Origin of the sequence: Bifidobacterium sp. ESL0769 (assembly GCF_029395495.1) — a bacterium.
Lineage (GTDB): Bacteria > Actinomycetota > Actinomycetes > Actinomycetales > Bifidobacteriaceae > Bifidobacterium.
This window is the reverse complement of record NZ_CP113918.1, coordinates 2,309,557-2,321,858: the sequence shown is the minus strand read 5'-3', so window position 1 is coordinate 2,321,858 and position 12,302 is coordinate 2,309,557. Positions and strand designations below refer to the sequence as shown.

At 54.7% G+C, this 12,302-nt stretch carries 9 protein-coding genes; 5 read left to right on the top strand and 4 right to left on the bottom strand.

Annotated features, from left to right (window positions below; all coding sequences use genetic code 11):
- Positions 1–34: 34 nt before the first annotated feature.
- The 3 genes from OZX72_RS09005 to OZX72_RS08995 all read left to right on the top strand — a co-directional run bounded on the left by OZX72_RS09005 (position 35) and on the right by OZX72_RS08995 (position 3,792).
- Positions 35–1,465 (top strand): ATP-binding protein, encoded by a 1,431-nt coding sequence (locus OZX72_RS09005; protein ID WP_277158354.1) that lies wholly within the window; start codon positions 35–37, stop codon positions 1,463–1,465.
- 381 nt (positions 1,466–1,846) lie between these two features.
- Entirely contained in the window at positions 1,847–1,993 is a 147-nt protein-coding gene (locus tag OZX72_RS09000; RefSeq protein WP_277158353.1) for a hypothetical protein, read from the top strand.
- A 167-nt stretch (positions 1,994–2,160) separates the two neighbouring features.
- Positions 2,161–3,792 (top strand): LPXTG cell wall anchor domain-containing protein, encoded by a 1,632-nt coding sequence (locus OZX72_RS08995; RefSeq protein ID WP_277158352.1) that lies wholly within the window; start codon positions 2,161–2,163, stop codon positions 3,790–3,792.
- Between the two features lie 368 nt (positions 3,793–4,160).
- On the opposite strand, the gene OZX72_RS08990 is transcribed toward OZX72_RS08995, so the two are convergent.
- Together OZX72_RS08990 and OZX72_RS08985 are read right to left on the bottom strand one after the other, a co-directional pair.
- Entirely contained in the window at positions 4,161–7,433 is a 3,273-nt protein-coding gene (locus tag OZX72_RS08990) for a BspA family leucine-rich repeat surface protein (RefSeq protein ID WP_277158351.1), read from the bottom strand.
- A gap of 112 nt (positions 7,434–7,545) precedes the next feature.
- Complete coding sequence (locus OZX72_RS08985; RefSeq protein WP_277158350.1) at positions 7,546–8,988, bottom strand: DASS family sodium-coupled anion symporter; 1,443 nt, start codon at positions 8,986–8,988, stop codon at positions 7,546–7,548.
- Positions 8,989–9,527: 539 nt separating this feature from the next.
- On the opposite strand from OZX72_RS08985, the gene OZX72_RS08980 reads away from it, so the two are divergent.
- Entirely contained in the window at positions 9,528–9,734 is a 207-nt protein-coding gene (locus tag OZX72_RS08980) for a hypothetical protein (RefSeq protein WP_277158349.1), read from the top strand.
- Between the two features lie 7 nt (positions 9,735–9,741).
- Here the strand turns inward: OZX72_RS08980 and OZX72_RS08975 are convergent, their stop codons facing one another.
- Positions 9,742–10,308 (bottom strand): PBECR4 domain-containing protein, encoded by a 567-nt coding sequence (locus OZX72_RS08975; RefSeq protein WP_277158348.1) that lies wholly within the window; start codon positions 10,306–10,308, stop codon positions 9,742–9,744.
- A gap of 562 nt (positions 10,309–10,870) precedes the next feature.
- Positions 10,871–11,236 (bottom strand): PaaI family thioesterase, encoded by a 366-nt coding sequence (locus OZX72_RS08970; RefSeq protein WP_277158347.1) that lies wholly within the window; start codon positions 11,234–11,236, stop codon positions 10,871–10,873.
- A gap of 133 nt (positions 11,237–11,369) precedes the next feature.
- Here OZX72_RS08970 and menB point away from each other — a divergent pair, with 133 nt between their 5' ends.
- The gene (gene menB / locus OZX72_RS08965) at positions 11,370–12,227 is read left to right on the top strand and encodes a 1,4-dihydroxy-2-naphthoyl-CoA synthase (RefSeq protein ID WP_277158346.1); all 858 of its coding nucleotides are present in this window, start codon (positions 11,370–11,372) and stop codon (positions 12,225–12,227) included.
- The last annotated feature ends 75 nt before the right edge of the window (positions 12,228–12,302 follow it).

The window sequence follows — 12,302 nt, the reverse complement described above, 5'->3', positions numbered from 1 at the left end:
TAACGAGCAATAAGCGGAGTAATCGAGGTGGCGGATGTTTATCGGGCGAAAACAGGAATTGCAGGATTTGGAAGCGCTCTATGCTCGTAAGGATTACGAGATGGTAGTCATTTATGGGCGTCGACGTGTGGGCAAAACCTCGCTAATCGACGAGTTCGTGCGAGGCAAACAGGTCCTGTATGTCACTGCGTTGCAACAAAGTTCAAAACTTAATCTGGAGCTTTTTTCGCAGGAAGTCTACCGTTGTTTTGGCATTCCTGAGGGCACACCGGGGTTTGCTGATTGGCGTTCTGCGCTGAACTACGTCGTTGCCCGTGCGCGGGAGGTAAAAGCTGGTACGCGCAAACCGTTCATTTTCGTTTTTGATGAGTTTCCGTATGCCGCGCAAGCTGAGCCTGCTCTGCCGTCACTGCTGCAAATCGCCATTGATCATGGGTTCAAAAACACGCCGGTAATGATCATTCTTTCTGGCAGTAACCAAGGCTTCATGGAAAGCGAGGTACTTGGTTCCAAGAGCCCGTTGTTCGGCAGAAGGACTGCGCAGATCAAGCTGCAGCCGTTTGACTATTATGACGCCGCGCAATTCTTGCCGAAGGCCACCGCAACGGAAAAGGTCGAGTATTATGCTACGTTCGGGGGAACGCCATATTATCTTGAACGGATTGACTCAGCGAAAAGTTATCGCGAGAATGTCATTGATCTTGTTTATTCCAAGCTGGGTATGCTCAGCGAGGAGCCGATGATGCTTTTGCGCGAAGAGATGCGGGAACCGGCGATTTACTATTCGGCGATGCAGGCCATCGCCGCAGGTAGCAATACCCCAAAATTGATTGCCGAGCGTGCCGGTTTGGAAGTCTCCGCAATTGGAAAATATCTGAAATCACTAATGGGTTTGGGATTGGTGAAGCGGCTGGTGCCGTTCGGCGAGAACCCGATTAAAACAAGGAAAAGCCTGTATGTCGTCGGTGACCCGTTCTTCGCGTATTGGTTCCGTTTCGTGGCCCCAAAGGCGTCCATCATCGAGACCGGCGGTGGTGCGGCTTTGGCAAAATCCAGCGCGTTCGGCGAGGTGTTCGCTACTTATGTTGGCGGACAGTTCGAGGATGTCTGTCGCCAGTGGCTTGTCAGAAAGAACGTAGCTGAGGAGTTACCGTTCGTCGCAACCGGGTTCGGCAAGTGGTGGGGTAATGATCCCGCTGCGCACGAGCAGACCGACATCGACGTGGTGGCCGCGAACGACGATGAAAAGCGCATCATTATAGGCGAATGCAAATGGCGGAACTCTTTCAACGAGACCGAAGCGATTGACAAGCTGAAAGCCCGGGCCGGTCTGGTCAAAGGCTTCCCCGTTGATCGAACAGGATTCATACTTTTCAGCAAAAACAGGGTCAGTAAACCCACATTGGAACATTACAGGAATGATGAGCGTATGAGCCTCATTGCAGCTGATGATTTATATTGCTGAACTTCATCCAGAGGTGATGGTTTTCATTGCTCTGGTAAATTCTCAGGTTATTCTGGTCTGAATTGATTTACTCTTGCGCAAGATGCGACGCTGGAAAGCGACAAACGTTGCGAGCAAGATAGCCGCGGCGCCGGTCCGTAGCGAAACTGCATCATCGAGGTACGCTCGCTCGTCGGCTGAGCGCTGAAGGCCTGTTGCTGAGCGCATGCGATTGATGTCAGCGTAAGAAAAGTGCACTTTACGATTGCTAAGGTGCACCTTTTCGGCATTAGCGTCAAATTAATGCACATTGGAAGCGTTAAGGTGCACTTTTCTGACGGCAGCGTAAAAATAGTGCACATTAGGGTCGCTAACTTGCACTTTTTATACGGTGCCGTCGAAATGAGTGGTACTTTGGTGCACGAGCACCCGGTCGCCATCTGCAGTTTTATCGGCCTGCTGGTCTCTGACCTCACTTATACCGAGCCCATCGACGACGCTCTTCTCGAGCGTTATGTCAAATCTCATCCGCTGGAAGCAATGTTGTAAACCGCTGAATTGATTGCGATTCCAAGCATCAATCGACAGTAAATCTATTACAAAATAATTAGACATACTCTAAAATAATACACAATTTAGTCTTTCGCGATTGATAACCTAATTATGTGTCTTGCAACTGAATCTGAACTATGACGTTTGGAGATGGGAAGAAGAGAATGGCAAAGAAACAATATACGCTCGTCGCGTCGTTTGCGGCGGCTTGCATGATGTTCGCAGGTGTCGGTGTAGGTGTTGCGAACGCTGGCGAAACTCCGAGCGCCCCGGGTGCTCCTGCTGCCGCGCAGAGTGCTCAGACCGCTACTGATGCGTCTTCGACTAGTGCTCAGCAGAGTTCAGCGGCTAAGTCTGCTCGAGCTGCAGAACCTAAGGCTTCTGAGCAGCAACAGACCTCGACGGTTGGTTCTCAGTCTGTTCAGGCACAGGCTGATGAGCCCTCAACTCAGGCGTCTCAGTCTGTTAAAGACGGAGCTACACCAAAGTCGGCGCCAACTCCAAACGTTCAGGGTGTGGAACCTAGAATCGGTGGCGGAGTATCGTGTGCCGATTCCGTCAAAATCACCAACGTCAAAGTCAGCGATATCGGCGCGCATACCGCCAATGTCTCGTTTGATTATCAATATATGAATGGCGGCGCTTGCGAGGGTGGATTGCCGCTGCACGAGCCTTCTCAGCCGGCTGACGGCGAGCACCCGGCTACGACTCCAATGCTTCAATTCAGCCATATCACGAGCATCGTACCTAAGTGGAATAAGGGCAGCAGCTTTGTTGATGGTTGGAACTTTGGTTTCTTCCCTCCGGATATCGAAGGTGGGGTCAACGACACCGATCTGACATCAAGCAGTTACCAACAAGTCTATGGCGTTCACGCAGATGAGCCCTATTACGATGCTGTCGGCAACAGCGGCAGCGAGGTGACATCGCTGGTGAGCGGCGTGGGATACTACCGCTGGGGTGACAACTCCATGTACAAGACGGAAGATCATGTCAATATCGCGCTGATGGGTCTGCAACCGAATACACATTATGAGAACAAGAACGTCAATGCCAACGGCAAGGATCTGTCTCTGGCTCCGGCCTCTCAGATGGTTGCAGAGCATGCCACAGAACTGGCAAATCAAGGTAAACTGAACCAGCGCGTCAACACCGACATCACGCAAATGGTGGTCGGAGTCAACTGCGGCCCTGCCGGTATGAGCGGTTCTGGTGCGGCATTGATTCCTGCTTTTACCACCAAAGCTGAGCCAACAGCTCCTGCCAGTGGCGACTTGAACAACGGCAATCAGGGAAGCCTTGTGACGCCGTCGAATCCGGTCGCTGGCTCGCCTTCCCGCATCTACATCAACAATCTCGGGCAAGGCTGCAAGGCCAGCGTCGACGGTAAGGATACGCCTTCCTGCTTCTGGTCCGGTTATATTTATTCCAACCCGACTCAGCTTACTGATCCGTCCGGTGCTCCGTATCTCGAGGTGAAGAAAGACGCCAGCGGATACTATGTCGAGCCGCTTTTGCCAGCGGAGAAGACCGGTTTGCACAAGATTGCACTGTTTGACGAGAATGGCAACCTTGCGGGTTGGACGGCAGTGAACATTGCCGCGAAGTCGCAGGCTTCCGGTGGACAGCAGGGTGCCCAGAATGCGAATCAGAATCAGAATAACCAGAAGCAGCAATCTGGCAATGGCGGCAAGCTTCCTGAAACGGGTGCCTCTGTCGCGATGGTGTTGATTGCTGCCGTCGTGGCGCTCGTCGCTGCAGCCGGAATCGTGGCGCTGCGTCGTCGCCGGGCTTGATTCGCTCCGTGGCTCGATTCGCGATTGTGTAGTGAGGTTTTGAGCCTGAACGCGAATGCCTTTGAGTCTGAACCTGAACGTTTCTAAACTTCTAAAGTTTGCGCGATAAAAGTTCAGGCAACGGCTAAAACGCAGAATAGAGAGGCCGGGTAATCGGTTACGAACGTTGGTATAACATCAACGTCCCGTCAGCCGGTTACTCGGCCTCTTCGTTGTTGTAGACGTTCTTTTGTCACTGCTCTACTGACCGTTTTTCTGCTTGTTGGCTAGCGGAAGTGCTGGGAGCGGCGCTGAGATTGCGTGAGCGTCGTGTTTATCGCATGTTTGGTAGTGGATGCGTTAGACGCGATATCGGGCAGCTACTGGTCTCATTTCTGCAAAACCCTCCGCCGGAAGACGACGAACGCAGTGAGCAGGACGGCTGCGGAACCGATCAGAGCAGCGAGGGCTATCATGATGCGCCGGAAAAGTCCGCCGGTGAAGGGCAGAGCGTTCGTGGAAGGCGGAGCGCCGCCGAGGAACGCTTCAGGCGAGATGACGCTGAGCCGACTGCCTCCGCCTCCGCCTCCGCCTCCCGAGGCGTTATTCCTCCAGACGTCGTCAATATAAAGGTGCGAGCTGGTGTCGTAAGCGTTGGCGCTGTCGAGAGCGGTGCTTTCGGGCAAATCGAGGCTCCAACTGTGGGCCGTGGTCCCGTCGAAAGTCGCCGTGTTATCCATGGTCGCGATGCCGCAGACGTAGTTGCTGGGATTGGTGTTCGCGGCCTTGACGCAGGTTTTGACCGAATTGTCGCTGCCTTGGGTGAGCGGGGTGAGCATGAGCGGCCCGTCGATAGAACCGTTTTGGTACTGCGTATAGACCCAGATATACGGTCTGGTGCCGATGTCGAGATTGGCGGTGGACCATTTGTTGTTGATGCCGGCAAGCCAGAACGAAAAGGGGAAATAGCTGAGATGATAGTTGGGTATTCCAAAGTCCTGGACGCAGCCGGACGGGATGTTGTTGTTGTCGTTGCTCCACCTGGCTTTCGACGGAGGTGCCGTGCCGTTGGGCCCGGAAGTATTGGCGTAACAGGCGCGCACGCGTACGGTGACCACTTGGCCGCCAACGGTGTCGCCGGTGCCGGACGCGAGACCGGCAACGGAGAGTTCGCCGTCCGAGGTGAGCGAGGCACTGGTGACTTTCAATCCCTTGCTTGAGTTGCCGCTGACGGTAGGTGTGCCGATGACGTTGAAAGGCTGTGCGGTACCGGTTACGATGACGTGGTTGCTTGACGGGTCACGATGTACTTCCGTGATGACGGGTGCTTTCGCTTCGTGCCAGACGGCGTAAAGCGTGAGGGTTTTGCCTGCGTCCGTGCTTAAGAAATAAGTCGGCGCATGGTTGCCGGGGTTATAGGCGGGGTCGGGCTGGGTGGCCGTCGGGCTGGTGGCCCAGCCGGCGAACATATCGTGTGGGCCTTTGGTGGGGATGACGTCAGCGGGGATGGTGAACTGGGTGAGGCTGTGGTTGTCCGGGTCGCCGAAGCCGGACATGTCGGATGGGGCGCCTGTGCCGCCGTTGGCGTTGAAGGTGACCTTGAGATAAGGCAGTATGCCGCTTTTCTGTGTGAAAGCGGTTACAATGTTGCCGGTCGAGGGGTCGGTCATGGTGGTGACCGCTTTGATGACGTAGGGGGCGCCCATGTTGGGCTGGAGGTCAGCCATTGGCCTACTCGTGTAATTCCATGTGCCGGGCCCGGTTTCGGTGGACCAAGGGCCTTGGCCCGTGGTGATGGTGGTCGTGCTGCCGGTGAGCGCGTTGGCTGCAGGTCCGCCAGCTGGTCCGGCGGCTGCAGTGGTGTTCGATACGGTCACGTCGACGGTCGGGTTTGCGCCGACGGGAGCGTGGACGGTCGGCGAGTAAGGATCGATCACGGGTGAGGGCGCCTTGACCCACTGGGCGTATAGCGTGATGGTTCTTGTGGGGTTGGAATCGCCTTGGGCCACGGTGATGGTGTCGTTCGGTTGGTAGGATTGGCAGCCGCCCGAAGTGCCGCCGTTCGCGCAGGTGTTCCAGCCGGCGAAGATGTTTTGTGACTTGTTGAGGGTGATCACGTTGCCTCGCGGCACGGTGATGGCCGCGGCTGCGGTGGTGGTGTCGTAGGAGACCGGGGTGAAGTTCGTGGCACCGCCGTTCGCATTGATCGCAAGCTGCACGCCGGTCGGCGTAAAGCGTGAGTCCCAAAACGAACCGGCAGGGTTGCTGGAAGCCGCACGCGTTTGCAAGGCGCTCAGATCGCCGACAGAACCAATCTGGGTTGCGTTGTTGTCGAGGCTCGACATTTCCTTCCAGTTGATGGTGTTATTGACGTTTGAAAAAGCGGTGTTGCTCAGTCGTGTGTTCGTTCCCAGCTTCAGGCGGCGCAATCCGTTCGGCAGAAGATTGGTCATTGAAGATATGGCCCGGCTGGTATTGAAGCTCGAAATATCAAGCGTCATGAGGTTGGTGCACCCGTCGAACATATAGGCCATATCGTTCACGAGGGGGGTGGTGAAGTTGGGTTGAACCCATGAGGTGAGGGAAGAGCAGTCATTGAACATGTAGCTCATGTCGGTCACTTTGGTGGTGACGAAACTTGAAAGATCGACCGAAGCGAGTTTATTGCAGCTTTGGAACATGGCATTCATGTTGTTGACGTTGCCGGTGTTGAAGTTGGAGAGATTCAGGTCGGTAAGCGAGGAACAGCCGGCGAACATGTGGGCCATGCTCTTTACGGCGCGGGTGTCGAATTTGTGCAGGTCGAGCGAGGACAGGAGTGAGCAGCCATTGAACATGTCTGACATGCTGGTGACGTTGCGCGTCGTGAAATTGTTTGAGAACTTGATTGAAGTGAGGGCATTGTCGGCGTCGAACATGTTGGACATGTCTTCTGCATTCGCGGTGTTGAAGCCGGAAAGGTCCAGTTGGGCCAGCCCGGTGCAGAAGTAGAACATGCTGGCCATGCCCGTGGTCTGGCTGGTGTCCCAGCTGGTAATTCCGTTGATGGTGGTAAGCGAGGTGCAGCTGTCAAACAGTCCGGCCGCTGCGGATTCGGCCAGATGCAGGGAGCCGCCCGTGGTGTCGACACTGGTGAGGTTATACATATCGGTGAACATGGGATTCAGGTCGATATTGCTTTTGAACAAGGTGAGGTTGCCCTCAACTTTGACCCCGACAATGGTGCCGCGCCGTGAATTCCAGGGAATGCTGCTTTGTCTGTTAGAGATATCAGGGCTTGTGCCGCCGGTAAGATGTAATACGCAATCGCTGGTGACCTGCCATTGAACGGTGCTGCTGTCCTGGCCGCTCACGCCTGTGGCTCCACTGTAGGGCGTACCCCAGTTGGCCCAGCTTGTCGCCCTGCAAGTGGCTTGGGGCCCTACCTGCGGTTGGGATGTCTCCTCTTGCGGCCCGATTTGGCTTGAGGCCTTTACGCGGTTGTTGTTTCTGGAGTCGCGGAAGTTGGTTTGTGCCGTTGCGGACGGAGTATTCGAGCCGTTTGTAAACGTTGTGCTGTCGGTTCCGCTATCGGCGCTCGCAAAAACCGCGCAGGAGACCATGGCTGCGCAGACCGTTGTGGCGATGATACACAGTGCGGATGCGAACGAAGGCTTTTTCATCGGAAATCACCCAACCGACACGTCTGAGGCAGCGCATAAAAAGCCCACGAAGCCCTCGTCCTGTTTTCGAGGACGGAGGTTTGCAATGGGCTCTGTAATGCGTATCGGCGATTTACCATAGGCCAAGTAGCTTCCACCAAAGGGTGCCGATTCCGGCGTAGATAAGGAGATTGACGAGGCTGACGATGAAGCCGACCTTCCACCATTCCTTCTGGCTGACGTAACCGGTTGAATAATAGATTGACGCGGTGCCAGTGCCGTAATGCGTCATGCCCGGCGAGATGCAGGTCAACAGTCCCAGCAGCATGGTGGCAACGATCGGCGGGACGCCAAGCGAGACCAGAATGACCGCGAACGGGATGAAGAACGTCTGCACGTGGACGAGCACGCTGGTCAGCAGGTAATGCACGTAGAGATAAAGCAGCACGATGACTGCGATGGCGAGCCATGCGGGGATGCCGGCGACGCTGGAAGTCAAGACGCGCTTGATCCAGCCGACCACGCCGGTTTTGTTGAGATATTCGGTCACGCCGATTAGAGGGGCCAACCAGAGCAGGATGTTCCAGCCTTGCTTTTCGGCGAAGACGTCGTCGAGATCGATGATTTTCAAAATCAGCAGGGCGGTGAGGCCAAGCATCGCAATCAGGGTGTTGTCGAGCTTGGTGATGGTCGAAGTGCCCCAGAGCACGACGACGAGGACGAAGACGGCAATCATCAGGTATTCGTTCAATGCCATCTTCGGCATCTTTTTGAGTTCGGCCTGTGCGGTTTGGTGCACGACGGTCAGGTCGGCGCTTTGATCCTGCGGATGATGGATGGCCAGGATGACGATCGGTACGATGATGGCCGCGAGCAGCGTCGGGACGCTGGCGTAGGCGAACCATTGGAACCACGAGATCTTGATGCCAAAGGTGCTGGCGGCCATGCTGGCGACCAGCGGGTTGGTGGCCATCGAGGTCAGGAAGAGCCCGCCGATAATCAAGTTGAGATGGAAAGTAGCCAAAGTGAGGAACGAGCTTACCGAACGCTTGCTCGGGTCTTTGGGTTCGTTCAGCGCCTCGACCAACGACTGGTTGATGGGGAAGAGGATGCCGGCGCCACGTGCGTTGGTGTTCGGAATGACCGGAGCCAGGACCAAATCGCAGACGGCCATGACGTAGGCCAGTGCCAGCGGGCTGCGGCCGAAGTGGGCGATGAGCCAGTAGGCCATGCGCGCGCCGAGGTTCGTTTTGCGGAAGCCGATGGCCATAAAGAAGGCGAAAAGCACGAGCCAGACCGGGGCGGAACCGAAGAACGAGATCAGCGTGGTGGCGGGCATCGTGAAGGTGACGCCCAAAAGCGTCATCATCGTCAGCGAAAGTATGGAAAGCGGGGCCACGTTGAACACGCACCCGGCGAGGAAGAAGAGCACGATGGCGAAGCTGTGCCAGCCCGTGGTCTGCACGTGCGCGGGCGCAGGCGTGAACCACATGAAAATGAGGCCAATGCAGCACAGGAGGAACAGGGCTAGGGGAATTTTCTTCTTGGTGAGTACCGAAGACATAAGGCTGCTCACGGTCCTTTCAGGTCATGGCTTTGTCATTCTCTTTTAAGCTTTCCGTAACTTGCCGCGCGCGCCATGAAGCGTACGAAATCCACTGTTGTTCCAACCGTACATGATGGAGTTTTGTATTGCATTGGATGACTTGAGGCGTTCTGCCTAAAGGATTTTTGAGAACCTGCCATTTTTGGGTGTCGTGTCGGGGAAACGAAGATTTCCGCCGTCGATTGTTGCGTTATTCGCTAAAGAAACTAGCAAAAATCCCCGATTTCGTCTTCGCTGATAAAGAAATGTGAGGTTGTAAAAATTCCGTTGCATTCGTGGCTCAATTGGTTTTGTGGGCAAGTTAATTGAGGCGAAGATATTGCGCCAAAAAGTTGCAACTCCAAAAAAGTGTCAATAAATACATTTTTATCTCCAAAAAAATGTAAATTTCTGCACTTTTTTGGAGATAATTGGGAATCGGCACTGCAGCACGAGCTGGGTATACTCAGGAATTGGATTGTGCACGCGATGAAAGCGCGTGAAGGCTACCTTAAGAAGGAGGGATTGCGATGAAGTTTTCCGATTTATCGAAGGAAGAGCAGTGGGAGTTGGCTGCTTACGGCGAGGAAATCAATGATGAGATGGATGCGCGTGTCTCTCCTGCGCCGGGAGACCCCACGATGGATTCGCGTTGGGATCCTTCGCGCGAGTTGAAGCGGCTTAATTATCAGCGTCATGCCATCGAGCGCGAAATCGACCATACAGTCCAGTGTTGAAAAGAGATTAAATTATCTGAACAGACTGAATCGGGTATTGAGACTTGCCGCTTTTGACATTGATGTTTTGTTTCCTCATGCTTTTGGGATAGCAGACATTGGTCCCTTTGACATAGGACGATTCGTTGTTGCTCTCTCCTAACCCGATGAACCAGACGGTATTGCCCATCAGCCAAGCCAACGCGGCAATGGTTGAGTCGGTGATTTTGCATGAGGTCCAGTTGGAGTGGTCCAATGCGGTTGGCAACACTAGGCTTTTCGCAAAAACTGAACTGAAGTTCTTTGGCGAAAAATGCAGGAGTCTCCATGTGGATTTTTTCGATAACATGCAATCGTAGAAATACTCGGCTTCGGTGGTATTTTTTACCTCCTTGCCAGGGCGGTCGCACCATGCCCCGCAGAGATGTTTGAAATTCTCTTTCGACCAAAAGATGTCGAGAGCGAATCCGTTGGCGCAATTGACGATGGTATGACAATTAAGCAGTTGGGTGTAAGTTTGGGCGGCAACTTGGAATTTGGGGAATAAAAGCTGCTTGTGTTTGCTCTCCAAGCTTCCCGATGATACTCCACTCACTGCGCCTCCTTTGGTACGACGAATCCCGGGTATGTCTTTCGCGCGGAATACCCGGGATTCGTATGAAGAATCGTTTTCCCGTCTTCTGCATGACACCCTTGGGGTTCTAAGACCCTGAAGGTTGGTATATGAGCTCAGCGCAGTGCCGTCACACTACCTGTATCACCCGCTCCCCGGGGCTAGGCTTCCTGTTCACGCAAACACGATCTTGCATGATAAGACCGTGGGTCGCCTGCGGCAGATTCGGTTCTTCAATTTCAAGACTTCAGCTTCTGCTTCGCATCCGGACGGGAAGAGAAACAAAGCACAAAGCCTTATAGGCAACTATACGCGTATCGATAACATATTGTGTGACGCAGATCTGGCCTGTTTGCGCTCATCTTGGGAATTGCAACGAAATGTTTAAACGGTTGTTTCGAAAAGCTTGAATGGATACCGACTTGCGAATCTCGCGATTTGAAGTCGAGATGCGTTGAAAAAAATATGCGCAGCTTTTCTTCCGCTCATCTAGCGCGAACTTGTGCTTTTCGACGGTGGAGAGACTCGTAGAATCTGCTGAAAATTACTGGCGTTCGCGGACAGCTAATGTGACTGTCGAAATACTCGTGAGCTTGCTGCCCATACGTACCTCTACACGCCATGTTTGCAACGTTTTACCGATGTTTTCCGGAGTGGCGGTGGCGGTCAATGTGCCGGAAGTCACTGGGCGGAAATGGTGCGTGCTGATATCCACGCCAACGGCGGTATGGGAGGCGTCAAGCCGCGCCATAGCGCCCAAACTCGCGGCTTCCTCGGCCAAAACGGCATTGACTCCGCCGTGCAGGATACCGAAAGGCTGTAGAACGTTTTCTGTAACCGGCAATGTTAAGATGACCTTTGACCGCGAGATTTCCTGTTGTTTGATGCCCAGATAATTCGCAAGTGACATAATATCGAACCTCGCATTCATCTCGATAACTTCATACCTTTACGTTGTACGGCCAAATGTAGCGCTAACGAGCGCATGCTCGGTTGTGTCAGCCGTATGGAGCTGCGACATGACGTATCCAGAAGGAGCCACCATGACAACTAGCAAGGACGTTGATAGTCAGTATGACCGGCATCAGCGCACTTTCGAGACCGTCAAAACATATGATGAAATACTGTTCGACCGCCTCGACCATATAGCTAAAATTACCATCAATCGGCCCGAGAAGCGAAACGCTTTCACGCCGAAGACCATCGAGGAGCTGATCGACGCCTTCACCGTCTGCCGTGACGACGCGACAATCGGCGTCATCATCTTCACCGGCGCGGGCGACCTCGCCTTCTCGTCTGGCGGCGACCAAGGCGTGCGCGGCAACGGCGGCTACGTCGGCAGCGACCACGTCGCGCGCCTGAACGTGCTCGACCTGCAGCACCTCATTCGCATCATCCCCAAGCCCGTCATTGCGATGGTCAAGGGCTGGTCGGTTGGCGGCGGCAACGTGCTGCAGCTGGTCTGCGACCTGACCATTGCGGCCGACAATGCCAAGTTCGGCCAGACCGGCCCCAAGGTCGGCAGCTTCGACGCGGGCTACGGCTCGGGCCTGCTCGCCGACGTCATCGGCCAAAAGCGCGCAAAGGAAGTCTGGTTCCTAGGCCACTTCTACACCGCCGAAGAGGCGCTGCAGATGGGCTGGATCAACAAGGTCGTGCCGCTCGCCGACATCGAAAAGGAAACGCTCAAGTGGTGCGACGAGCTGCTGACCAAGTCGCCCATGGCCCTGCGCTTCATCAAAGCCTCCATGAACGCCGCGACCGACGGGCTCGCCGGTCTGCAGCAGTTCGGCGGCGACGCCACGATGCTCTTCTACACCACCGACGAGGCTAAGGAAGGTCGCGATGCGTTCAACCAGAAGCGCAAGCCCAACTTCGACCAGTTCCCGAAATTCCCGTGATCGCGGGCCGTTGCGCATATCGCGGGGCCTGCACTCGCGTGCGCGTAACGGTTGCTTGACTGGGCTAGTCGCAAC

What these genes read in the sequence shown, in the direction of transcription:
- OZX72_RS08995 (WP_277158352.1), top strand. Translation starts at nt 2,161, where the DNA reads ATGGCAAAGAAACAATATACGCTCGTCGCGTCGTTTGCGGCGGCTTGC.
- menB (WP_277158346.1), top strand. Translation starts at nt 11,370, where the DNA reads ATGACAACTAGCAAGGACGTTGATAGTCAGTATGACCGGCATCAGCGC.
- OZX72_RS08970 (WP_277158347.1), bottom strand. Translation starts at nt 11,236, where the DNA reads ATGTCACTTGCGAATTATCTGGGCATCAAACAACAGGAAATCTCGCGG.
- OZX72_RS09000 (WP_277158353.1), top strand. Translation starts at nt 1,847, where the DNA reads ATGAGTGGTACTTTGGTGCACGAGCACCCGGTCGCCATCTGCAGTTTT.
- OZX72_RS08990 (WP_277158351.1), bottom strand. Translation starts at nt 7,433, where the DNA reads ATGAAAAAGCCTTCGTTCGCATCCGCACTGTGTATCATCGCCACAACG.
- OZX72_RS08980 (WP_277158349.1), top strand. Translation starts at nt 9,528, where the DNA reads ATGAAGTTTTCCGATTTATCGAAGGAAGAGCAGTGGGAGTTGGCTGCT.
- OZX72_RS09005 (WP_277158354.1), top strand. Translation starts at nt 35, where the DNA reads ATGTTTATCGGGCGAAAACAGGAATTGCAGGATTTGGAAGCGCTCTAT.